We start from the raw sequence: 23,528 nt of genomic DNA on the forward strand, positions 1-23,528 counted from the left end.
CCTACGAGTGATCATCACACTCGTCGGCCTGATTTTACTCACGTTGGTATGGATCATCACCGGCCACGAATTCAGCACCCTGGTCATCGTGCTGCTCACCCTCGCTGTCGTCTTCGGCGCCCCGATGCTCGCGTGGCGTCTCTACAACCGGTGGATGATCCATGTGCCGGGGGACAGCATCGGCGTCGTCCACCGCAGGCTCGGGCGGCTGCACCCCGGGGACATCTACGGGGTGAGCCTCTACGGCTCGCCGGGTCCCCAGGCCACGGTGCTCGGCCCGAACGCGGTCGTCTGGCTTCCGCCGTTCGTCTACTCGGTGGAGTTCGTCCCGCTGGTCGTCATCCCGATCGACTCGATCGGCGTGGTCAGCGCCAAGGTCGGCGCGCTCCTGCCCGCGGGCAGGGTGCTCGGACGCCACGTCGAGTGCGACTACTTCCAGAAGGGCCACAACTTCCTCGCCGGGGGCGGCGAGCAGGGGCCCCAGCTCGCGGTCCTCCAAGGCGGAGGCCGTTACGCCATCAACCCGTACATGTTCGACGTGCTGGTGAAGCCGGTGACCTACATCCGCCCCGGCAACATCGGGGTGGTCGTCGCGCGGGTCGGGGAGAACCTCCCGCACGGCCGGCCGTTCGGCCGCCACGTCGAGTGCGACTACTTCCAGGACGGGCCGGGCTTCCTCGCCCGCGGCGGGCAGCAGGGCCCGCAGCTCGCCGTCCTGCAGGGCGGCAACCGGTACAACATCAACCCGTACATCTTCGACGTGATCACCGAGGACAACGTCGAGTCCAGCCGCACGGGGCTGACCAAGGAGGACCTGAAGCTCATCTCGCTGCTGGACGGCAACACGGGCGTCGTCGTGGTCCGCGAGGGCGCCCCCGTCCCCGACGGGACCGAGCTCGCCCCGCGGATCCCCGGCCACAACCGGTTCCAGCTCCCCTGGGTCTTCCTGGAGCGGGGCGGCCGGCAGGGCACCCAGACCGAGACCCTGCCCGGCGGCGCCGACTACGCCATCAACCCCTGGTTCGCCCGCGTCGTGCGCATCCCGACAAGGGAGCTGATCCTGGAGTGGGCGGACAAGGACGGTCCCGACGACCGGTACGACTCGGCGTTGCAGCCGATCCCCGTGACCATCGAAGGGCACACCTTGCGCGTGCACCTCACCCAGACCCTGCGCATCCCCGCGGAGTCGGCGCCGTTGCTGGTCAGGAGGTTCGGCGAGCAGGAGACCGCGGACGCCGACCAGTTCGGCTTCGTGGCCAGGCCCGCGCCGGTCAAGCGGTTCGTGGAGCGGGTCCTCGGCTCGGTGGTGATCGGATACTTCTCCTCCATCTCCGCCGAGTACCGCATCACCGACTTCGTGGACAGCCCGCAGCGTGTGCAGGCGGACCTGCAGACCAGCATCGAGCGCAAGCTGGAGGAGTGGTCGGTCGTCGCCACCAACACCACCATCGGGCGTATCGAGTTCGAGGACTCCAAGTTCAACGACATGCGCCAGACCCGGGTCGTCGCGCGGGAACAGCACCCGCTGCTCGAACAGGAGGAGCGCAACGCGCGGATCCGGCGCCGCATAGAACTGGACGACCTGGAGGTGGACCGGGCCCGCCGCGAGGTGGAGGTCGGCACCGAGGTGCGGGTGCTCATCCAGATGCTCGGCCGCGAACAGGTCGCCAAGGAGCGCTTCATCGCCCTGCTCACCAAGATGGGCGTCCCGTCGGTGATCGCGTCCGGCGGCGACGCGGACTCCATCACCCAGTGGATCACCCCGACGGCGCTGGTGGAGGCCATCAACAGGGCGATGAGCGAAGGCAGGGGGGCGATCGCCGGCGGCACGGCGAACGGCGCCCCGCCGGCGCACCCGGACGGCACCCAGGAGGACGTCCCTGAGCGGCGCCCTCATTCGTCCACGGGCTCGGCCGACCCCTCGGGGGAGACCTTCCAGGCGCCGGGGGTGTAGGGGTACGGCGACGTGGGCCGTTCCCGCTCGCGGTCCCAGACGTACGAGGCGTACTGGTCGAGCGCGAAGTACGGGGCGTCCAGCCGGGTGGCCCAGTGGGCCACCCAGGCGTGGGCGGTCAGCGTGCGGGGGTGCCGCTTCCCGTGGCGGTGCCGCAGCAGGAGTCTGAGCATGTCGGTCAGGCGGAAGGCATCCATGGCCTGGCCGGCTTCGCCCGTCCACCGGGCGAGCTGGGAGAACAGGGCGACCCCGGTGTCGTCGTCGAGGAGGCCCTGGGCGACCCGCAGGGAGAGCAGCTCCTTGGCGAGGTCCCTGGCGTCCCCTGGGCGGCCGGCCTCCCCGGTCCAGCGGATGAGCTGCACGGCGACGGCCATGGTGTCCGGATCCGTCATGTCCGGCGGGACGCGCGCCTCCAGGATCCGGGCGCACAGGTCGCTCGCCCGCGCCGGGTCGCCCGCCTCGCCGGTCCAGTACGCCTCCTCGGCTCGCATGCGCAGCACCCAGGCATCAAGCTCGTCGCCGTGCGCGTCGGCGAGCCGCCGGTACTGGTCGCGGGCGGCCTCGGGGTCGCCGGCCTCGCCGGTCCAGTGGGCGAGCTCGGAGCGCGCGTCCAGGGTGTCGGGGTGCCGGGGACCGGCGGCCCGCTCCCACGCGGCGGCGATGTCCGCGAACAGATCGCGTGCCCGGGCCGCGTCCCCCGACTTCCCGGTCCAGTGCGCGAGCTTGGCGCGCACGGCGAGGGTCGCCGGGGCGTCGCGGCCGGCGTCCCGTTCCCGCACCCAGGCGAGCACGGTGTACAGGTCGCGCGCCCCGGCCGCGTCACCGGTCGCGCCCCTCCAGTAGGCCAGGTTGCCCCGGGTGATCAGCGTCTCCGGGTCCTCGTACCCCGTGACCCGCTCCCGGACCGGCAGCAGCGCCTCGTACATGGCGAGCGCCTCCTCCCCGCGGCCGGACCTGCCGGTCCAGTAGGCGAGGTTGGCCCGCGTGGTCAGCGTCTCCGGGTGCTCCTCCCCGAGCACGACCTCACGCACGGGCAGCAGCTCGGCGTACCGCGCCCGCGCCCCCTCGGGATCCCCCGCCTCGCCCGTCCAGCGCGCCAGGTTGGCCCACACCGTCAGCGTCTCGACGTGCTCCTCCCCGAGCACCCGATTGCATACGGGCAGCAGCTCCGCGTACAACTCCCGTGCTCCGGCCGCGTCCCCCGCCCGTCCCGTCCAGTACGCGAGGTTGGCCCGCGTGGTCAACGTCTCCGGATGCTCCACCCCGAGCACCCGCCCACTCGCCCCCACCAGCGCCGCGTACTGCTCCCGCGCCCCCGCCGCGTCCCCCGTCTCCCCGGCCCAGTACGCCAGCCACCCCCGGTTCCGCAGCGTCACCGCGTCCTCGGCCTCCCCGGTCACCGGGGTTCCCCCGTCCCCGGCCGGCCCGCGTCCGCTCCCGGCGGGAGATTCCTTGTCCCCGGCCGGCCCGCGTCCACTCCTGGCGGGAGATTCCTTGTCCCCGGCCGGCCCGCGTCCGCTCCTGGCCGGAGTGTCCTCGTCCCCGGCCGGCCCGGCCTCGTCCACCCCAGGCATGCCTTCGGCCACCGCGGGCCCCGCCTCGGACACCTCCTCGGCCACCTCGGCCACCGGCGCGGCCAGCGGCATCGCCGCGGCCGGCCTATCGGCCGGAGGTGGCCCGGCGGTCCGCGCCGGGGGCGGTCCGGGCGGGGCATCCGCCGGGGGCCGTCCGGCCGCCTCCTCCGCCGGGGCCCTCTCCGGAGGCGTCCCCGGCTCGCCCCGCTCGAGGTCGGCCACGATCGCCGCGAGCTCGCGCGCGTACGGCGGGCCGGCGTCCGCGGCGGCCTCCAGCGTGAGACGCGCCGCGCGCATGGTGTCCAGGCCGGGCAGCCCGCCGGCGGCCTCCTGCTCCAGCCGGACGAGGGCCGTGGTGTCGCCCCCCGCCGAGGCCACCAGGTCGCGCAGCCGTCCCGCCGCCGGGCCGCCCGCGGCCCCGGCACTCAGGCCCCACACCAGATGGGCCACGGCCCGCCCGGCGAGCTCCTCGAACTCGGTCACCCTCTCGATGTAGCGCACCCTCGCCCGCGCCGCCACCCATTCACCCAGGGAAGTCCAGCGAAATGGCGATATCTCATGACTGCTGGAAATTCTCCCTACCGATATCGCCCTGGATATCGAGGCCGCACGATATATCCGTCATATGCTGCCCATCGTGCAGTGGGTGGATGATTTACTCGGCCTCGTCCAGGAGCTCCTGGCGGCCTTCGGCGCCGACGTGAGCCTCCTCACGCTCCGCAGGATCTTATGGCTGCTCGTGGGCGTTCTCCTGCTGTACTGGACCGCCAAATTGATCAAATCACTTCTGTCGTTCGGCGAAAGTGCGTACGGCTTCGCCCGCCGCCAGATCAGGAGAAGTTCTGGCGCGAGACGGACAAGATGGCGCCCTTCATCAGCTTCGTTCTCCTGGTGATCGCTTACGCCTTCTACGGCCAGGAACAGAAACGCACGCTGCCCGACGCCCTTCTCCACCTCGGAAAGGAGCAACTGGCGGAGGTGCTGCCGGCGGCGATCGTGACGCAGTGGGTGTTGCTGATCGGGTTCTGGCTGCTGTTCGGCCTGCTCCTCGGAACGCCGTTCGGGAAGCTTGCCTCGCCGCTCACCACGATGGCCTTCCTGCTGGTGCTCACGGGCTACCTGGCGGTGTTCACCCCGGCGCTGATGGCGTTGTTCTCGGGCGGCGCCGGGCGGGCGGAGATGGGCGTGTTCGCGCTGGCCGTACCGCTGATGTACGCCGGCTACGTCCTGGAGGGCCCGGAGCGGCGGCTGGAGGTGGCCCGGCTGCGTCGCGAGATGCGGGCCCAGCAGGGGCTCCCCGAGGTGCGGCGCGGGCCGGTGCGCCGGCTGCTGTGGGGGAGCGAGGAGGGGCCGCGTTCGCGCTGGCTGCCGCCGCCGGGGTATGTCGCGGCCGGGGTCTTCGCCGTGTTCCTGCTGTTCTCGCTCCTGGTGGGGGTCGTCTACGGCGTCAAGGCGTTCGGTGAGCCGCGTCCGCCGTCACCGGACGAGGTCGTGCGCGGCGTGCTGGTCCTGATGACGTTCCTGTTCCTGCTGTCGTGCTTCTCCTTCAGGACCACCGCGCTGACAGATCTGAACCCGCCACCGGCGCTGTTCCACTTCGTGGACCTCAGCCTGGCGCTGTCCGCCTGCGTGGTGGCCGTGGTGGGCCTGCCGGACTCGCCGGTGACGCTCGGCCCCGTGCCGCCGTGGATGATCGCGGTGGGGCCGCCGCTGGTGGTCGCGGCGCTGATCCTCGGCATCCATCTGCGGGAGCAGCGCGCGGACACGCCGCGCTGGGGTGTCTGCCTGGCGGTCAGCGTGGGGGTGGCCCTGCTGGTGTGGCCGCTGAAGATCCTGCTCATCGAGGTGTTGCCGCCGTACCTGCGCCTGTTGCCGCTGCCGGGCTGGGTGCCGCTCGCCGGGGGGTGGTGAGGCGCGTGAGCGTGTTGCCGGCTGCCGTAGGGTAACGCCATTGTTCGTGCGCCGCACGCGCCCGAATGGTACGCACGGGGTGAGGAGAGGCCGATGAGCGGCACGGGAGAGCTGGCCGTACCCGAGGTGATGGACAGCCCGGTGCCGCCGAGGGCGCCCGGGAGCCGGTTCGGGCGGTGGATGCTGGAGCATCGGGTGCAGCCGGTGGGGCCGGAGGCGGACGAGAGCCACGCCCGCCCGCAGGCCTGGTGGAAGATCATGTGCCTGACCGGCGTGGACTACTTCTCGACGCTGGCCTACCTCCCCGCCATCGCCGCGCTCGCCGCGGGGGCGCTGTCACCGCTCGCCACGCTGCTCATCGTGGCGCTCACCCTGCTCGGCATGCTCCCCATGTACCGGCGGGTGGCCAGGGAGAGCCCGAACGGCCAGGGCTCGGTGGCGATGCTGGAGAACCTGCTGCCGTTCTGGTGGGGCAAGCTGTTCGTGCTGGTCCTGCTGGGTTTCGTGGTCACCTCGTGGATCGTCACGATCACCCTGTCCGCCGCGGACGCCTCGGTGCACGTCCTGGAGAACCCCTATGCCCCTGGCTTCCTGCACGGCCAGGCGGTGCCGCTGACGATCGTGCTGCTGCTGGTGCTCGGCGGGGTGTTCCTGCTCGGCTTCAGCGAGGCGGTCGGCGTCGCGATCCCGCTGGTGGCGCTGTTCCTCGGGCTGAACGCCGTGGTCGTGGCCGTCGGTCTCGGGGACGTGCTGACCCACCCGGAGACCTGGTCGCGGTGGACCGACGCCCTCACCCACAGCGGGGGCGGACTCGGCGGCGTGCTCGGCCCCGCGGTGCTGGCGTTCCCGCTGCTGGTGCTCGGCCTGTCGGGCTTCGAGACGGGTGTCAGCATGATGCCCCTGGTGGCGGCCGAGGGAAAGGACGCGGCGGAGCGCAAGGAGGCGCGCATCCGCAACACCCGCAAGCTGCTGACCGTCGCGGCGCTGATCATGAGCGTCTACCTGATCGCCACGAGCTTCGTGACCACCCTGCTCATCCCGCCGGAGCGGTTCCAGCCGGGCGGCGAGGCCAACGGCCGCGCGCTGGCGTACCTGGCGCACGAGCGTCTCGGTGAGGTGTTCGGCACCGCGTACGACATCAGCACCATCCTCATCCTGTGGTTCGCGGGCGCCTCCGCCATGGCCGGCCTGATCAACATCGTGCCGCGGTACCTGCCGTCGTACGGCATGGCGCCGGAGTGGGGCCGCGCGGTACGGCCGGTGGTGATCGTCTACACGGTGATCTCCGTCGTCATCACCGTCGTCTTCGGCGCCGACGTCAACGCCCAGGCCGGCGCGTACGCCACCGGCATCCTCGCGATGATGGTGTCCGGCGCGGTCGCGGTGACCATCTCGGCCCTGCGCCGCCGGCGGCGCGCCGCCGCCGCGGGCTTCTGCGTGCTCACCCTGGTCCTGCTGTACGCGCTGGTGGAGAACATCAGGGAGAAGCCGGACGGCATCGCGATCTCCGCGATGTTCATCCTCGGCATCGTGGTGGTGTCGCTCGTCTCCCGGGTGTCACGCACCACCGAGCTGCGCGCCGACCGCATCGAGTTCGACGGGAACGCCCGCCGCTTCGTCGCCGGCTCCCTGGCCCACGACGGCGCGCTGAACATCATCGCCAACCGCAGGCAGGACGGCGACGCGGCCGAGTACGACGCCAAGGAGGCCGAGCAGCGGGGCATGAACCCGGTGCCGAACCCCGCCGACGTGCTGTTCCTCGAGATCGACGTGGTCGACCCGTCGGAGTTCAGCGGCGTGCTGCGCGTGCGGGGCATCGACGTCGGCGGCCACCGCGTGCTGCGCGCGGAAAGCCCGGCCGCCCCCAACGCCATCGCGGCGATCCTGCTCGCGCTGCGCGACGCGACCGGCGTCCGGCCCCACGCGTACTTCGAATGGTCGGAGGGAGCTCCGCTCACCCACCTGTTCCGTTACCTCCTCCTCGGCCGCGGCGACACGCCCCCGGTCGTGCGCGAGATCATCCGGCAGAACGAGCCGGAGCCGTCCCGCCGCCCGGGAATCCACGTGGGCGGCTGAGTTCGCCGGGGAGCCTCACCGTACGACGCCGTCGCGTCGGGAACTCGTCAACAAACGGCTGACCGGCGTATGAAAACCGTCAAGACCCGTCAAAAGCCCTAAATCCCGCGATTTCCTGGACATGGGCCGCCTCTCCGGGCGGCCTGAAGCGTGTTGTCCGGAATCTGAGGAGTGGGGATGGCCGACGTCATCTTCGTCGTCCTGACGATCGCGATCTTCGTGATCTTCGGGTTCGTGGTCAAGGCGGTGGAACGGCTGTGAGTGCCGTCAACGCCATCGGCCTGGCCGGTGCGGTCCTGCTGGTGATCTTCATGGTCGCCGCCCTGCTCTTCGCGGAGCGCTTCTAGATGAGCACGACCACCGCCGGGGTCATCTTCGTCGCGTCGCTCGTCGCGGTGCTCGCCCTGGTGCACAAGCCGCTCGGCGACCACATGTACCGGGTGTACACCGGGGCGCGCCACCTCGCCGTCGAACGCGTCATCTACCGCCTTCTCGGGGTGCGCCCCGACGCCGAGCAGAGATGGGGCGTCTACGCCCGCAGCCTGCTGGCGTTCTCGATCGTCTCCATCGGGTTCGTCTACCTGACGCAACGCGTGCAGGACAAGCTGTTCCTGAGCCTCGGCCTCCCCGCCGTCCCCGACCACATCGCGTGGAACACGGCGATCAGCTTCGTCACCAACACCAACTGGCAGGCGTACTCCGGCGAGAACACCATGGGGCACCTGACCCAGATGGCCGCGCTCGCCGTGCAGAACTTCGTCTCCGCCGCGGTCGGCATGGCCGTCGCCATCGCCCTGGTCCGCGGGTTCGCCCGCAGCCGCAGCGACACCATCGGCAACTTCTGGGTGGACCTGGTGCGCGGCATCGTCCGGGTCCTGCTGCCCGTGGCCTTCGTCGGCGCGCTGATCCTGGTGGCCGGCGGCGTGGTGCAGAACCTCACGGGCCCGCACGACGTCACCACCCTCACCGGCGGCGTTCGGCACATGACCGGCGGCCCGGTGGCGAGCCAGGAGGTCATCAAGGAACTCGGCACCAACGGCGGCGGCTTCTACAACACCAACTCCGCCCACCCGTTCGAGAACCCGACGACCTGGACCGACTGGTTCGAGATCTTCCTGCTCCTGGTCATCCCGTTCAGCCTGCCGCGCACCTTCGGCAGAATGGTCGGCCAGGTCCGCCAGGGCCACGCCATCCTCGCCGTGATGGCCGTCATCGCGCTCGGCAGCGTGGCGCTGACCAACGTGTTCGAGCTGAGCGGCGGGGCCACCGTGCCGCAGGCCGTCGGCGCGGCGCTGGAGGGCAAGGACGTCCGGTTCGGCGTGTCGAACTCCGCGACGTTCGCCGCGGCCACCACGCTGACCTCCACCGGCGCGGTCAACTCGTTCCACGACTCGTTCACGCCGCTCGGCGGCATGATGACGCTGTTCAACATGATGCTGGGCGAGGTCGCGCCCGGCGGCGTCGGCGCGGGCCTGTACGGCATGCTCGTGCTCGCCGTGATCACGGTGTTCGTGGCGGGGCTCATGGTCGGCCGCACCCCCGAGTACCTGGGCAAGAGGATCGGTGCGCGCGAGATCAAGCTCGCCTCGATGTACTTCCTGGTCACGCCGGTCCTGGTGCTCGCCGGCACCGCGGTGGCGATGGCCAACGAGGCGGGCCTCGCGGCCATGCTGAACAGCGGCCCGCACGGCTTCTCCGAGATCCTCTACGCCTTCACCAGCGCGTCCAGCAACAACGGTTCGGCGTTCGGCGGCGTCACGGTCAACACCCCGTTCTACGACGTGGCGCTGGGTCTGTGCATGGTGCTCGGCCGGTTCCTGCCGATCATCTTCGTGCTCGCCCTCGCGGGTTCGCTCGCCCGGCAGGCCCCGGTACCGGAGTCGGCGGGCACCCTGCCCACGCACCGGCCGCAGTTCGTCGGCCTGGTCGTCGGGGTGACGATCGTGCTGGTCGCGCTGACCTTCCTCCCCGCCCTCGCGCTCGGACCGCTCGCAGAAGGAATCCACTGATGTCCACCCCAGTCCCGCGGGACCGTACCGCCGAGGCGCGGAAGAACTCCCGCGTCGGCGGCGGGCTGCTCGACCCCCAGCAGTTGATCACCTCGTTGCCCGACGCGTTCCGCAAGCTCAACCCCCTCACGCTGTGGCGCAACCCCGTCATGCTGATCGTGGAGGCCGGCGCGCTCGCCACGACGGTGCTCGCCGCCACCGGCGAGGCGTCGTTCTTCGCGTGGGCCATCGCGGTGTGGTTGTGGCTCACCGTGGTGTTCGCCAACCTGGCCGAGGCGGTGGCCGAGGGCCGCGGCAAGGCCCAGGCCGCCACGCTGCGCGCCGCCAAGCGCGACACCACGGCCCGCAGGCTCACCGGCCGGCGTCCCGGCGCCGAGGCGTCCCGGTGGGACACCGTCGGCGCGTCCGAGCTCAAGCAGGGCGACTTCGTGGTCGTCGAGGCCGGGGAGATCATCCCCGGGGACGGCGACGTGGTGGAGGGCATCGCCAGCGTCGACGAGTCGGCCATCACCGGCGAGTCGGCCCCCGTGATCCGAGAGTCGGGCGGCGACCGCTCGGCGGTGACCGGCGGCACCAAGGTGCTGTCGGACCGCATCGTCGTGCAGATCACCCAGAAGCCCGGCGAGAGCTTCATCGACCGCATGATCGCCCTGGTCGAGGGCGCCGGCCGGCAGAAGACGCCCAACGAGATCGCGCTGAACATCCTGCTCGCCGCGCTGACGATCATCTTCCTGGTCGCCACCGTGACCATGCAGCCGATGGCGATCCACGCCAGGAACATCAACCCCGGCGTGCCCGACTCCCTGGCGCTGAACGCCGACGGCGTGACCGGCGTCGTGCTGATCTCGCTGCTGGTCTGCCTCATCCCCACCACCATCGGCGCCCTGTTGTCGGCCATCGGCATCGCGGGCATGGACCGCCTGGTGCAGCGCAACGTGCTCGCCATGTCGGGCCGCGCGGTCGAGGCGGCGGGCGACGTCGGCACCCTGCTGCTCGACAAGACCGGCACCATCACGCTCGGCAACCGCCAGGCGTCGGAGTTCCTGCCCGTCGACGGGGTCGCCGCCATGGACCTCGCCGCGGCGGCCCAGCTCTCCAGCCTCGCCGACGAGACCCCCGAGGGCCGGTCCGTCGTGGTGTACGCCAAGCAGGCGTACGGCCTGCGTGAGCGTGGCCTGGGCGAGCTGGCGCACGCGCACTGGGTGCCGTTCACCGCGCAGACCCGCATGAGCGGCGTCGATCTCGACGGCCGGCAGGTCCGCAAGGGCGCGGCCACCGCCGTGATGAAATGGGTGCGCGACAACGGCGGGCACCCCACCGACGACGCCGGCCACCTGGTGGACGGCATCTCGTCCGGCGGCGGCACACCCCTGGTGGTGGGGGAGCACGTGGCGGGCCGGGCCCGGGTGCTCGGCGTGATCCACCTCAAGGACGTCGTCAAGCAGGGCATGCGCGAGCGTTTCGACGAGATGCGGCGCATGGGCATCCGCACCGTCATGATCACCGGCGACAACCCGCTGACCGCCAAGGCCATCGCGGACGAGGCCGGGGTGGACGACTTCCTCGCCGAGGCCACCCCCGAGGACAAGCTCGCCCTGATCCGCGAGGAACAGGAGGGCGGCCGCCTGGTCGCCATGACCGGCGACGGCACCAACGACGCGCCGGCGCTCGCGCAGGCCGACGTCGGCGTGGCCATGAACACCGGCACGTCGGCCGCCAAGGAGGCCGGCAACATGGTCGATCTCGACTCCAACCCCACCAAGCTCATCGAGATCGTGGAGATCGGCAAGCAGCTCCTCATCACCCGGGGCGCGCTCACGACTTTCTCGATCGCCAACGACATCGCCAAGTACTTCGCGATCATTCCCGCGATGTTCGCCGCGGTGTACCCGGGCCTCGACGCGCTCAACATCATGCGCCTGGCCAGCCCCCAGTCGGCGATCCTCTCCGCGGTGATCTTCAACGCGGTCGTCATCGTCGCGCTGATCCCGCTCGCCCTGCGCGGTGTGCGCTACCGGCCGGCCGCGGCGTCGAAGCTGCTGTCGCGCAACCTGTACGTCTACGGGCTCGGCGGCGTCATCACCCCCTTCATCGGCATCAAGCTCATCGACCTGCTGGTCCAGTTCTTTCCCGGGATGTCGTGATGGAACGTCTACCTGGCTGGCTCCGCCGGCACGTCGCCGCGATCCGCGCGGTCGTCGTCCTGACCCTGCTTCTCGGCGCGGTCTACCCGCTCGCGGTGACCGGGGTCGCGCAGGCCCTGTTCAACGGCAGGGCCAACGGCTCGATGATCGAGCGGGACGGCAGGGCCGTCGGCAGCGCGCTCATCGGGCAGTCCTTCACCGACGCCGAGGGCAAGGCGGTCGGCACGTACTTCCAGAGTCGCCCGTCGGCCGCCGGCGACGGCTACGACATGCTCTCCACCGCGGCGAGCAACCTCGGCCCTGAGGACGTCGTGGACGTCCTGCCGGTGCCCGGGGCCGAGGAGGGCGGGCGGCAGAGCCTGCTCACGCAGGTGTGTGCCCGCTCCAAGGAGATCGGCGAGCGCGAGGGCGTGTCCGGCGCCCGGCCGTACTGCACCCCCGACGGCGTGGGCGCGGTGCTGAAGGTGTTCCCGGCGGTCGGCCTGCCCATCCGCGTGGTCAGCGTCAACCAGGCCTGCCCCGCCACGCCGTTCGTCGCCGAGTACGGCGGCGTTAAGGTGGAGTGCGGCAGGCCCGGCGAGGACTACTCCGCGGGCCGCACCGTCCCGGTGCGCGGCGACGTCACCCACATCAGGGTCCCCGGCGACGCGGTCACCGCCAGCGGCTCCGGTCTCGACCCGCACATCTCGGTGGCCTACGCCGAGCTGCAGGCGCCCCGGGTCGCCAAGGCGCGGGGCATGGACGAGGGCAGGGTGCGCGCCCTGATCGCCGCGCACACCGACGGCCGCGGCCTCGGCTTCATGGGCGAGCCCGCGGTGAACGTCCTGGAACTCAACCTGGCCCTCGACCAGGGATGAACGAGGGGAGGGCCGGCAGCGGATGAGCACAGCGCGCGGGCGGCTGCGGGTGTACCTCGGCGCCGCCCCCGGCGTCGGCAAGACCTACGCGATGCTCTGCGAGGGCCGCCGCGCGAGGGAACGCGGGCGTGACGTGGTGGTCGGTTTCGTCGAGACGCACGGCCGCGCCCGCACCGCCGCCCTGCTGGAGGACATGGAGGTCGTCCCGCGCCGGAAAGTGGTCTACCGGGGCGCGACCTTCACCGAGCTCGACACCGCCGCGGTCATCGCCCGCCGCCCGAGGGCCGTCCTGGTCGACGAACTGGCCCACACCAACGTGCCGGGCTCGGCGAACGTCAAGCGCTGGGAGGACATCGAGGACATCCTGGATGCCGGCATCGACGTGATCTCGACCGTCAACATCCAGCACCTGGAGTCGGTCAACGACGTGGTGCGCGAGATCACCGGCGTGCCTCAGCGGGAGACCGTGCCGGACGAGGTGGTGCGCCGGGCCGACCAGGTCGAACTGGTCGACATGTCCCCCGACGCGCTGCGCCGCAGGATGGCGCACGGCAACGTCTACCCGCCGGAGAAGATCGACGCGGCGCTGTCCAACTACTTCCGGGTCGGCAACCTCACCGCGCTGCGGGAACTGGCCCTGCTGTGGGTCGCGGGGAAGGTCGACGACCAGCTCGACCGCTACCGCGCGGCCCACGGCATCGCCGGCACCTGGGAGACCCGCGAACGGGTCGTCGTCGCGCTCACCGGCGGCCCCGAGGGCGACACCCTGGTGCGGCGGGCCGCCCGCATCGCCGACCGCAGCAAGGGCGCCGACCTGCTGGCCGTGCACGTCACCCGCGCCGACGACCTCACCGGCGCCGACCCCGCCGCCCTCGCCAGGCAGCGGGCCCTGGTGGAGAGCATGGGCGGCAGCTACCACCAGGTGGTGGGCGACGACGTGCCCCGGGCACTGCTGGAGTTCGCCCGCGGGGTGAACGCCACCCAGCTCGTGCTCGGCGCCTCGCGGCGGGGACGGCTGGCGCAGATCTTCTCCCGGGGCGTCGGCGTCGAGGTCACCGCCCTGTCCGGGAGCATCGACGTCCACATGATCACGCACGCGGAGGCGCGGCGTGGACGCCGGCGCGTCGCCCGGTCCAGGGCCGCGCTGACCCGCACGCGGCGGCGCACCGGGTGGGCCATGGCGGTGGCGGGCATGCCTGTGCTCGCCGCCGGATTGGTGCCGTTCCGCGAGATCGTTTCCCTGCCCAGCGAGATCCTGCTGTTCCTCAGCATGGTGGTGGGCGTCGCGCTCGTCGGCGGCATGTGGCCCGCGATCACGGCGGCCGTCGCGGGGTCGCTGCTGCTCAACTACTTCTTCACCCCGCCCACCGGCACCTTCACCATCGCCGCGCCGGAAAACCTGCTGGCGCTCGCCGTGTTCGTCGTGGTCGCCGCCGCCGTCGCCGCGGTCGTGGACCTCGCGGCGCGCCGCACCAGGGAGGCGGCACTCGCGGGCGCGGACGCCGAGGTGTTGTCCACGCTGGCCGGGCACGTGCTGCGCGGCGACGCGGCGTTGCCGTCCCTGCTGGCCCGGCTGCGTGAGATCTACGGCCTCACCTCGGTCACCCTGCTGGAACGCACCACCGCACCCAGTCCCGACGACCGCGCCGACTCCGGGGTGTGGCGCATCGTCGCGAACGCCGGAGGTGTGCCCTGCACCAGCCCGGCGTCCTCCGACAGCGACGTGGTCATCGACGAGGACCTGGTGCTGGCGCTGCGGGGCAGGCTGCTCGGCGCGTCCGACCGGCGCGTGCTCGAGGCGTTCGCCGCCGAGGCGGCCGTCGCGCTGCGCCAGGAACGGCTGAGCGAGCAGGCCGAAAAGGCCAAGCCGCTCGCCGAGGCCGACCGCATGCGCACCGCGCTGCTCGCCGCGGTCAGCCATGACCTGCGTACCCCGCTGGCGTCGGCGAAGGCCGCCGTGGACAGCCTGCGCACCACCGAGATCGAGTGGAGCGAGACGGACCGGCGCGAGCTGCTCGCCACGGCCGACGAATCGCTCGTCAAGCTCCAGCGCCTGGTCGAGAACCTGCTCGACATGAGCCGCCTGCAGGCCGGGGTGCTCGGGCTGGCGCTGCGGCCGGTGCCGCTGGAGGAGATCGTCCCGCGGTCCGTCGACGACCTCGGGCCGCTCAGCGAGCGGATCGAGGGGGACGTCTCGCCCGAACTCCCCGAGATCGTGGCGGACCCGGCGTTGCTGGAACGCATCCTCGTCAACCTGATGGCCAACGCCGTCCGCCACAGCCCGCCGGACCAGAAGGTGCTGATCACCGCGAGCCGGCTCGGCGACCACGTCGAGATCCGCGTCGTGGATCGCGGCCCCGGCATCCCGCCCGGCGACTACGAGCGCGTCTTCCTGCCGTTCCAGCGCCTCGGCGACCGCGACAACGAGACCGGCGTCGGCCTCGGCCTCGCGCTCTCCCGCGGCCTCGCCGACGCCATGGGCGGCACACTCCTGCCCGACGAGACCCCAGGAGGAGGCCTCACCATGATCCTCACCATGCCCATCTCCTCACGCGCCGGCGCCGTCCCCCTGGAGGAAACAGCATGACCCGCGTCCTGGTCGTCGACGACGAACCCCAGATCCTCCGCGCCCTGCGCATCAACCTCGCCGCACGCCACTACGAGGTCGCCGTGGCCCCCGACGGCGGCTCCGCCCTGCGGGAAGCCGCCGACTTCCGCCCCGACGTCGTCCTGCTGGACCTCGGCCTCCCCGACATCGACGGCGTGGACGTCATCCACGGCCTACGCGGCTGGACCACCGTCCCGATCCTCGTCCTCTCCGGCCGGGCAGGCAACGACGACAAGGTGGAAGCCCTGGACGCCGGCGCCGACGACTACGTCACCAAGCCGTTCCACATAGAGGAACTCCTGGCCCGCGTCCGCGCCGTCACCCGCCGCGCCGGCGCCCACGAGCCCGAACAAGCCAAGATCCTCATAGGGCCGTACGAGATAGACCTCTCCGCCCACACCGTCTCAGGCGACCTCCACCTCACCCCCACCGAATGGCACATCCTCCAGATCCTCGTCCGCAACCCCGGCAAGTTGATCACCCAACGCCGCCTCCTCACCGAGGTCTGGGGCCCCCAATACGTCAAAGAAACCCACTACCTCCGCCAATACATGGCCCAACTCCGCCGCAAACTCGAACAAGACCCCACCCACCCCACCCACCTGATCACCGAACCAGGCATGGGCTACCGCTTCACCCCGTAAGAGCTCCTAACGCAATGAGGTGAGGCGTCGCCAGCAGATGAGGGCGCAGCCGAGGCTGAGGAAGGCTCGGTGGATGTCCTCGCGGATCTCCCAGCGGATGCGCAGCCGTCGGAAGTGGTGCAGCAGGGCGAAGGTCTGTTCGACGACCCAGCGTTGTTTGCCCAGGCCGGAGCCGTGCTCGGTTCCTCGGCGGGCGATGAGCGGTCGGATGCCCAGGGCTCGGACCTGCTTGCGGTACTTGTCGTGGTCGTAGCCGCGATCGGCCAGGACGACATCGGGACGCCTGCGAGGCCGGCCACGCTTGCCGCGTACGTTTGGGACGGCCTCCAGCAACGGCACCAGCTGGGTGACATCGTTGCGGTTGCCGCCGGTCAGGATGACTGCCAGCGGGACGCCGGTCGCTTCGGTGATCAGGTGATGCTTGCTGCCCAACCGGCCTCTGTCGACGGGGCTCGGACCGGTCTGCGCCCCCCTTTTAGCGCTCTGATGTGGGAAGAATCCACCGCGGCGCGAGAGAAGTCCAGGGCGTCGGCGGCGCGGAGCCGATCGAGCAGCACTTCGTGCAGGCGCTGCCAGACCCCGGCCTTGTTCCACTCGGCCAGCCGCCGCCAGCAGGTCATACCCGAGCCGTACCCCAGCTCCTGCGGCAGATGCTCCCAGGCGATCCCGGTGTGCAGGACGAACAGGATGCCCTGCAAGGCCAGGCGGTCATCCAGCCGCTTGCGTCCCGGATGGCGGACCCGCCGCTGATGCTTGGGCAGCAACGGCTCGATGACCGCCCATAACTCGTCACTGACCTCCCACGGCTTCAGCCGCGCCACGACCCACCCCTCTCGCCACCGCTACAGCGAGAGATCAAAGCACAACAGAGATCATTCTGTTAGGAGCTCTAAGCCCCTCGCCCCGGCTCCCTGGAATCGTGCCCGCGGCCCTTGAACGGCGCCTTCGGCGCTGTTCTTTTCTCAGGCGACCCTCGCCCCACGGAGTGCCCGCCGCGTCGCGGTTTCGTGAGTGTCCGCTGTATTCGCTGGGATGTGGGTGAGGTCGCGTGTCACCAGCACATGGTGAACCAGAAGACCTTGCCGTCGTGCCGGAGGGCGGCTGAGGTGGGAGGACGAAGGGTGGGCCATGGCCGGCGACCTCCCCGGACAGGCATCGGCCCGCAAGGCCCAGGCGGAGGGTGATGGGTGGGTGCCGTATTGGATCGCGTTCGTGCACAGCTCGCTGACGACCACCAGGACGTCGCTGATCATGTCAGAGGGGACCACGCCGGGGAGACCCATGCGGTCAGCGTGTCCTGGACCATGTCACGTGCTCTCCCGGCTGCCTCGGCGTCGACCGGGAGATCCCAGAGGATCTCACGAGGGGTGCGGGAGAAGGCCAGGTCGCGCGGGAGCGTGCCCGGGCCGTTACCGTCGGGTGGAACGGCCGGGCGGTGGAGATCCATCGTCACGACATCGAGTACACGCTTTCGTCCCTCGGCAAGGGAGATGACATCCGATGACGTTGTGGCGGCGGCTGTGCCTGACACGATAACGATCAGTGGCACCAGGTCGACCAGTCACCGGCCGCTCGGCGAGTACCGGCGGATGTTCGCTGAGTACCTCGCTCCCTTCGCCGGGCCGGGCAGGCGGTTCTACATCGGTGGAGCCAGTGGAGTGGACTCGTTGACACTGCTGTGGCTGGCGTCCGAGACACGGGCCGAACTCGTCGTGGTCGTCCCCGGCGCAATGGACGGTCAGCCTGCCGACGCTCGTGACGCGGTGGCCGTGGCCCGCGGCCGCCTCCGCGAGCTCGTCGAGCTCGCCCACCCTGCGCATCCCTCGGCGGAGGCTTACCACCACCGCAACCGATGGATGGTCGATCGCAGTGAGTTCGTCATCGGTTTTCCGCGTGCCGATGTTGCCGGAGGAGGCACCTGGTACACCCTCGACTACGCCGCCGAGCACGGCAAACCTCGCCTTGTCCTGCCCGTATAGGCCGTCGCGTGCTGTAATGACCATGACGCAGAGGGATCGTTGTGCCACCCCGCGTGCCCTGCGGGCGCTGCGGGAGCGGCGCGGCTGGTCCTGGGCGGATCAGGCGCGGGCACTCAAGGACGCCGCCCGTGTCCTGGCCGTCCCGGGAGTGGCCGGCATGAGCGTGGCCAGTTTGGTGCGCACGATCGCGCGCTGGGAGAGCGAGGGCGCCGCCGTGATCCCAGGAGAGCGGTACCGGCTTCTGCTCGCCTACGCCTATGCGCGCGTGGCGATGACGGAGCGGTCGCTGCGGGCTCGGATGTCGAGCGGTTGTTGTCGTTGATGGCCGAGTGGGGCACGTCAGCCGGACGGATCGCCGAGTTGCGGGCCCAGGTGGTCCAGGTGGCCACACGAGGCCACAGCATTCTGGCCTTCCTCGCCCCAGGGGACGACGGCGCGATCGGCGCCGCCCTGGCGGCTCCCGAGACGCTCGACGCCGAGGTCGTGGACGCGCTCGGCAAGATCGTCGATGCCGTGGACGCTCAAGTGGGCAGCGTGCCTTTCGCGCGGCTTCAGGTGGCGCTGGCCCCGGCCGTCGAGGCGTGATGAGGCCGTTCGTATCGCCCGGCGCGGTGACAGCCGGGTCATGCGAGCGTGCGCACATGCGTTGCGGGCGGAGATGGCGGCCCGGGCGGGACGGGAGTTGCAGGCCTTCGCGGCGCTGCATCAGGCCTGGCGTGACGTGGACGGCTCAGACCCAGGTGCCCCAGCCGACCTCATCGCGACAGCCGGGCGCGCCTGGGGATACCGCGTCGACCGCTGACGGGTCAGAGGCCTACTTCGCGGGAAAGGAGGTCGGTGGGGGCCTCGCGGCGGACTACCAGGCGGGCGGTGCCTTCGGAGATGGCGATTACCGGAGGGCGGGTGGTGAGGTTGTAGGTGGAGGCCATCGAGTGGTTGTAGGCGCCGGTGGCGGCTACGGCTATCAGGTCGCCGGGGTGGATGTCGGCGGGCATGGGGACGTTCTCGGCGATGACGTCGCCTGATTCGCAGTGGCGGCCTACCACGGTGACACGGCGTTTGATGGGTGTGGTGCGGCGGCCGATCAGGGACATCGTGTAGGGGGCGCCGTACAGGGAGGGGCGGGGGTTGTCGCTCATGCCGCCGTCCACGGCGACGAACGTCGTGGAGCCTTGGCGTTTGACGACGATCACGCGGTACAGGGTGATGCCGGCGGGGCCGGAGACGGCGCGGCCTGGTTCGATGGTCAGGCGGGGCGCCGGGAGGCCCAGGGCGGTGCAGTGGTCGTGGATGGTCGAGGTGACGGCGGCGGCGTAGTGGCGGGGGTCCAGGGGGTGGTCGCCGGGGAGATAGGCGATGCCGTGGCCGCCGCCGAGGTCGAGTTCGGGGAGGACGACGCCGTGGGTGTCGCGGATGTGGGCCAGTTGGCGGACCATGACGCGGGCCGCTTCCTGGAAGGGCTCCACGGTGGTGATCTGGGAGCCGATGTGGCAGTGCAGGCCCGCCAGTTCCAGGCCGGGCTGGCCGAGTACCTGGTGGACGGCGGTGGCGGCGTCGCCGGAGACCAGGGACAGGCCGAACTTCTGGCCTTCGCCGCCGGTGCGGATCGCGGCGTGGGCGCCTGCCAGGACGTCGGGGACGATGCGCAGCAGTACCTTCTGCCGTTTGCCCAGAGGCACAAGGACGGCGAGGCGGGCGATCTCGGGGAGGTTGTCCAGCACGACGCGGCCGACGCCGTACTCGACCGCCTCGTGCAGTTCGTGCGGGGTCTTGGCGTTGCCGTGGAAGATGATCCGCTCGCCGGGGAAGCCGACCGAGCGGGCGAGGGCGAGTTCGCCGCCGGAGCACACGTCCAGGCTGAGGCCCTCGGTGCGGATCCAGTCGGCCATCGCGCGGCACAGGAACGCCTTGGCCGCGTACGCGATGGTCGCGTCCGGCAGCGCCGCCTTGTACGCGCGGGCGCGCCGACGGACGTCGGTCTCGTCCATGACGTAGGACGGGGTGCCGAACCGCCCGGCGATGGCGCACAGCGACACGCCGCCGAGGGTGGCGTCGCCGTCGGGGGTGCGCAGGAACGTGGACGGCCAGGGGCCCGCGTCGAGCCGTCCCGGCTGGTCCCGCTCGGTGCGGGACTCCCGGCCGACGAGGCGCATCACGCGACCCTCCCCGTGGGACGGCGCGTGGTGCCGGCGGGGTCGATGACGATGCCGGTCACATCGAGGCCGGCGATCATCTGCCGGACGGCGGGCTCGCTGAGCCGGACCCAGCGCTGGCCGGGGCCGAGCACCTTGGCCAGCTTGACCGGTGAGGAGAACGCCACCGCCGTCCGCTTGCCGGACGCCGTGCGGAACAGGCACAAAGTATCGCTGCAACCCGTCCCGCGGATCGGGACGAACAGGGGAACGCTCGACATCTTTCTCTCCTTGGAGAAGTCGGACGTTCGTGACGCTAGGCCAGGTGAAGCGGGGTGACGCCTGATCGCTACGACATTCCGACGGCAGGGGCGCCAATGCCTACGCGACGTTGACGCCCTTCGCCGTGATCTGCTTCGTCCATCCCGCCGATCACCGCCGACGGGTCGAAACCGCCGCCTGGACGATGCCGGCCCTCGGACGGCCGCCGTGCCGCGGGCCCATCGGTGGCTGTTCGACTCTGGTGAAAGATTCAACGATCAAGGAATAGTATGAACCGGTCAAGTTTGTGGAATTGACCTATTGTCGAAGTGGATTCGACGAGATCTCGCGGCAGTCAGGTGCGGTGTAAAGCGTGACGGTCAGGGCTGGTGGAGCGGGGTTTCACTCGTTCCATCGAACACGTCTGCGGGGGAGGGCATGACCATGGGGAACGCCATTTGTTGATCTTTTTGACGGCCTACCATTGATCGGCTTCATGACCTCTGAAACTTTCAGGTTTTCTCAGTCATGTTCTGCAACTAGATGGCGTCAGGTAATATCCCCTTAACACAGATGGGAGCGCTCCCATCCCTCCTGCCCCCCGGAATCCCCCCGACGGAAGACGAGGACCGCACATGGATCGTCGCGATCAAGCGCACCCCCGCCGCAGGGCACTGCGCCCCCTCGCCGCCCTGCTGACCACGATGGTGCTCTTCATGGTCCCGTGGGTGGACAGCGCGTCCGCGCACGGCTCGGTCATCAACCCGGCGTCCCGCGTCTACGGGTGCCACCAGCGCTGGGGCAACGACCACCTCAACCCCGCCATGCAGCAGCAGGACCCGATGTGCTGGCAGGCATGGCGCACCGAACCCAACGCCATGTGGAACTGGAACGGGCTCTACCGCAACGGCGTCGGCGGCAACCACCAGGGCGCGGTGCGCGACGGCCAGCTCTGCAGCGGCGGCCTCGCCGAGGGCGGTCGTTACCGCGCCATGGACACCGTGGGTGACTGGAAGTACACCACCATCCGCAACCAGTTCACCATCCAGCTCTACGACCAGGCCAGCCACGGTGCGGACTACTTCCGCGTCTACATCACCCGTCCGGGCTTCAACCCCGTGACGACCCCGCTGACCTGGGGCAGCCTGGAGCTCGTGACCACCACCGGCCGCTACCCCCAGACCCAGAACTACTCGATCAACGTCAACACCTCCGGCCGCTCCGGCCGTGCGGTCGTGTTCACGATCTGGCAGGCCTCGCACATGGACCAGGCGTACTACATCTGCAGCGATGTGAACTTCACCTCCTGATCCCGCCAGTAGTGACAGGCCCCGCCCGGACCCCGGCGGGGCCTGTCCCCTTTTCGGGGGACATGACGGATGTCATGCCGTTCCGGCGCGAGATCCACATCGCCCCGGTGATAACGGCGACTGCCGCCGGCGGGGCCCCGGCGGCGACGATCGGCGCATGCGAACACCACATGACCGGCCCGCCGTCGAAGTGGACGGCCTGCGCCAGGCGTACGGGGACTTCGAGGCGGTGCGCGGCATCTCGTTCACGGTGCGTCCGGGTGAGCTGTTCGCCCTGCTCGGCACGAACGGGGCGGGCAAGACCACGACCATGGACGTGCTCGAGGGCCTGCGCCCGGCCCGGCAGGGTGACGTCCGGGTACTCGGCCTCGACCCGCACCGGCAGCGGCGGCGGCTGCGGCCCCGTGTCGGGGTCATGCTGCAGGAGGGCGGGTTCGTCGGCGACCTGACGGTGGCGGAGACCGTGCGGGTCTGGGGTGGTCTGTCGGCCGACGTCGGGCGGCCGCCCGACGGGGACGTCCTGGAGACGGTCGGCCTGGCGGGCAAGGCGCGGACCCGGGTGCGGCAGTTGTCCGGCGGGCAGAAGCGCCGCCTCGACCTGGCGCTCGCCGTGTTGTCCCGCCCCGAGTTGCTGTTCCTCGACGAGCCCACCACCGGCATGGACCCCGAGGCGCGCCGCGACACCTGGGACGTCATCAAGGGCCTGCGCGCCGCGGGCACCACGGTGCTGCTGACCACGCACTACCTGGAGGAGGCGGAACGCCTCGCCGACCACCTGGCGATCATGCACGAGGGCACCGTCCACGTCCGCGGCACCGTCGACGAGGTGGTGGCCGAGGCCGGCGACCGCATCGTCTTCCGGCTGCCGCGCCTGCCCCGCGGCGGGCCGCCGTCCCTGCTGGACACCACCGCCGAGATCGCCCGCTCCGGCGACGGCGCCGCCGTCACCTACACCCTCACCGGCACCTCGCCCGCCGGCCGCGCCCACGCCGCCCTGCGTCCCCTCCTCGCCTGGGCCGACGAGCACCGCCTGACCCTGCACGGCCTCGAAATACGCAAGGGAACTCTGGAGGACGTGTTCCTGCGCGTGGTGGGGGACGCCCGATGAGCACATCCACCGGCGAAGGCGAGCGGGGCCCGATGACCACGTCCACGATCGGCCACGACGGCGAGGGAAGCCCGATGACCACGTCCACCGTCGGCACGCGGGCCCATGGATCGGCGATGCTCACCGATGTGAGGCACTCCGTGCGGCTCGCGCGGCTGGAACTGACGGTACTCGGCCGCAACCAGACGGCCCTGTTCACCGTGCTCTTCCTGCCGCTGCTGTTCGGCTGGATGTTCAGCGCGCTCGCGGGGGAGGCCGTGATCGCCGGCCTGCCCGCCGAGGTGTTCGTGCTCACCGGCCTGCCGGGGCTGCTGCCGTTGTTCGCCGTCTTCGTCAACCTCGTCAACACCTTCACCGCGCGGCGCGAGGAGCTGGTGCTGCGGCGGCTCAGGGGCGGGCAGGTCTCCGCGGTGGGCATCCTCGGCGGCGCGGCCCTCGGCGGCCTGGCCGTGCAGCTCGTCCAGACGGGGCTGGTCCTGGCGTGGCTCCGGGCCGTGGACGGCCCGGTTCCCGCGAACATCCCGCTGCTGCTGGTCGCCGCGGTGCTCGGCGCCGCCGTCTTCACGCTGCTCGCCGCCGCGTGCTCCGGTCTCACCCGCACCACCGAGCACGCCCAGGTCACCGTGCTGCCCGTGCTCTTCGTCGTCATGATCGGCGCGCCGCTGTTCACGCCGCTGTCCGCGCAGCCCCCGCAACTGGCGGTGCCCGCCGAGTTCGTCCCCGCCACCCCGATCGTCGAGATCACCCGCACCGCCATTCTCGGCGCGGACTTCATCGGCGGCGCGGGAGGGAAGCTGACCGTCGCCGGGCAGTGGCTGGCCGCGCTGCCGTCCCTCGGTGTGCTGGCCGCGTGGCTGCTGATCGCCGCGATCGCGGCGAAAGTCCTGTTCCGCTGGGACCCCAAGCGCGGCTAGCCCTGTTTTCCGCACGAGCCCGAATGTCCCTGGTCAGGTGTTCTGTG

Annotated in this window: 20 protein-coding genes; 16 read left to right on the forward strand and 4 right to left on the reverse strand. The window is 70.9% G+C overall.

Translation table 11 applies throughout. The features are described from left to right. The first annotated feature begins 7 nt into the window (after window positions 1–7). Window positions 8–1,954 carry an SPFH domain-containing protein gene (locus tag ABGB17_RS10965; RefSeq protein WP_347628109.1) on the forward strand — a complete coding sequence of 649 codons (1,947 nt, stop codon included), beginning with the start codon at window positions 8–10 and terminating at the stop codon, window positions 1,952–1,954. Here the strand turns inward: ABGB17_RS10965 and ABGB17_RS10970 are convergent. Beyond that, complete coding sequence (locus ABGB17_RS10970; protein WP_347628112.1) at window positions 1,894–4,047, reverse strand: tetratricopeptide repeat protein; 2,154 nt, start codon at window positions 4,045–4,047, stop codon at window positions 1,894–1,896. The genes ABGB17_RS10965 and ABGB17_RS10970 overlap by 61 nt on opposite strands. A 106-nt stretch (window positions 4,048–4,153) precedes the next feature. Here ABGB17_RS10970 and ABGB17_RS10975 point away from each other — a divergent pair, with 106 nt between their 5' ends. The 9 genes from ABGB17_RS10975 (at window position 4,154) to ABGB17_RS11015 (ending at window position 15,777) form a co-directional block, all read left to right on the forward strand. Then, on the forward strand, window positions 4,154–4,423 hold the full coding sequence (locus ABGB17_RS10975; RefSeq protein ID WP_347628114.1) for a hypothetical protein: 270 nt from the start codon (window positions 4,154–4,156) through the stop codon (window positions 4,421–4,423). After that, window positions 4,390–5,439 carry a hypothetical protein gene (locus ABGB17_RS10980; RefSeq protein ID WP_347628116.1) on the forward strand — a complete coding sequence of 350 codons (1,050 nt, stop codon included), beginning with the start codon at window positions 4,390–4,392 and terminating at the stop codon, window positions 5,437–5,439. Before ABGB17_RS10975 ends, ABGB17_RS10980 begins: the two co-directional genes overlap by 34 nt. Before the next feature lie 93 nt (window positions 5,440–5,532). Next, complete coding sequence (locus ABGB17_RS10985; RefSeq protein WP_347628118.1) at window positions 5,533–7,515, forward strand: amino acid transporter; 1,983 nt, start codon at window positions 5,533–5,535, stop codon at window positions 7,513–7,515. Window positions 7,516–7,772: 257 nt separating this feature from the next. Next, a complete protein-coding gene (locus ABGB17_RS10990; protein ID WP_347628120.1) occupies window positions 7,773–7,862 on the forward strand; it encodes a potassium-transporting ATPase subunit F in 90 nt (29 codons plus the stop codon). Next, on the forward strand, window positions 7,863–9,524 hold the full coding sequence (gene kdpA, locus ABGB17_RS10995) for a potassium-transporting ATPase subunit KdpA (RefSeq protein ID WP_347628122.1): 1,662 nt from the start codon (window positions 7,863–7,865) through the stop codon (window positions 9,522–9,524). Continuing rightward, window positions 9,524–11,668 carry a potassium-transporting ATPase subunit KdpB gene (gene kdpB, locus ABGB17_RS11000; protein ID WP_347628124.1) on the forward strand — a complete coding sequence of 715 codons (2,145 nt, stop codon included), beginning with the start codon at window positions 9,524–9,526 and terminating at the stop codon, window positions 11,666–11,668. The genes kdpA and kdpB overlap by 1 nt, the downstream gene beginning before the upstream one ends. Then, the gene (locus ABGB17_RS11005; protein ID WP_347628126.1) at window positions 11,668–12,525 is read left to right on the forward strand and encodes a potassium-transporting ATPase subunit C; all 858 of its coding nucleotides are present in this window, start codon (window positions 11,668–11,670) and stop codon (window positions 12,523–12,525) included. Before kdpB ends, ABGB17_RS11005 begins: the two co-directional genes overlap by 1 nt. Before the next feature lie 22 nt (window positions 12,526–12,547). Further along, a complete protein-coding gene (locus ABGB17_RS11010; RefSeq protein ID WP_347628129.1) occupies window positions 12,548–15,112 on the forward strand; it encodes a DUF4118 domain-containing protein in 2,565 nt (854 codons plus the stop codon). Beyond that, on the forward strand, window positions 15,109–15,777 hold the full coding sequence (locus ABGB17_RS11015) for a response regulator (protein ID WP_347628131.1): 669 nt from the start codon (window positions 15,109–15,111) through the stop codon (window positions 15,775–15,777). Before ABGB17_RS11010 ends, ABGB17_RS11015 begins: the two co-directional genes overlap by 4 nt. A 6-nt stretch (window positions 15,778–15,783) precedes the next feature. On the opposite strand, the gene ABGB17_RS11020 is transcribed toward ABGB17_RS11015, so the two are convergent. Continuing rightward, a protein-coding gene (locus tag ABGB17_RS11020) for an IS5 family transposase (protein WP_347628319.1) occupies window positions 15,784–16,589 on the reverse strand; the annotation gives its coding sequence in 2 pieces (ribosomal slippage) (window positions 15,784–16,244 and window positions 16,244–16,589; 807 coding nt in all). Between the two features lie 678 nt (window positions 16,590–17,267). On the opposite strand from ABGB17_RS11020, the gene ABGB17_RS11025 reads away from it, so the two are divergent. From ABGB17_RS11025 to ABGB17_RS11035, 3 genes are read left to right on the forward strand one after another with little or no spacing between them, the layout of a single operon-like run. Further along, window positions 17,268–17,756, forward strand: coding sequence for a hypothetical protein (locus ABGB17_RS11025; protein ID WP_347628133.1), 489 nt, complete (start codon window positions 17,268–17,270; stop codon window positions 17,754–17,756). A gap of 16 nt (window positions 17,757–17,772) precedes the next feature. Further along, a complete protein-coding gene (locus ABGB17_RS11030) occupies window positions 17,773–18,078 on the forward strand; it encodes a hypothetical protein (protein WP_347628135.1) in 306 nt (101 codons plus the stop codon). Continuing rightward, complete coding sequence (locus ABGB17_RS11035) at window positions 18,069–18,341, forward strand: hypothetical protein (protein ID WP_347628137.1); 273 nt, start codon at window positions 18,069–18,071, stop codon at window positions 18,339–18,341. Before ABGB17_RS11030 ends, ABGB17_RS11035 begins: the two co-directional genes overlap by 10 nt. Window positions 18,342–18,562: 221 nt before the next feature. On the opposite strand, the gene lysA is transcribed toward ABGB17_RS11035, so the two are convergent. Both lysA and ABGB17_RS11045 read right to left on the reverse strand, forming a co-directional pair. Beyond that, complete coding sequence (gene lysA / locus ABGB17_RS11040; protein WP_347628321.1) at window positions 18,563–19,909, reverse strand: diaminopimelate decarboxylase; 1,347 nt, start codon at window positions 19,907–19,909, stop codon at window positions 18,563–18,565. After that, window positions 19,909–20,169, reverse strand: a complete 261-nt coding sequence (locus ABGB17_RS11045; protein WP_347628139.1) for an SAV_915 family protein — start codon at window positions 20,167–20,169, stop codon at window positions 19,909–19,911. Before ABGB17_RS11045 ends, lysA begins: the two co-directional genes overlap by 1 nt. A gap of 684 nt (window positions 20,170–20,853) precedes the next feature. Here ABGB17_RS11045 and ABGB17_RS11050 point away from each other — a divergent pair. From ABGB17_RS11050 to ABGB17_RS11060, 3 genes are all read left to right on the forward strand, one after another. After that, window positions 20,854–21,459, forward strand: coding sequence for a lytic polysaccharide monooxygenase (locus tag ABGB17_RS11050; protein WP_347628323.1), 606 nt, complete (start codon window positions 20,854–20,856; stop codon window positions 21,457–21,459). Window positions 21,460–21,616: 157 nt separating this feature from the next. Further along, a complete protein-coding gene (locus ABGB17_RS11055) occupies window positions 21,617–22,567 on the forward strand; it encodes an ABC transporter ATP-binding protein (protein ID WP_347628141.1) in 951 nt (316 codons plus the stop codon). Then, a complete protein-coding gene (locus tag ABGB17_RS11060) occupies window positions 22,564–23,481 on the forward strand; it encodes an ABC transporter permease (protein ID WP_347628143.1) in 918 nt (305 codons plus the stop codon). Before ABGB17_RS11055 ends, ABGB17_RS11060 begins: the two co-directional genes overlap by 4 nt. The last annotated feature ends 47 nt before the right edge of the window (window positions 23,482–23,528 follow it).

It is taken from the genome of Sphaerisporangium sp. B11E5, from assembly GCF_039871875.1.
GTDB lineage: Bacteria > Actinomycetota > Actinomycetes > Streptosporangiales > Streptosporangiaceae > Sphaerisporangium.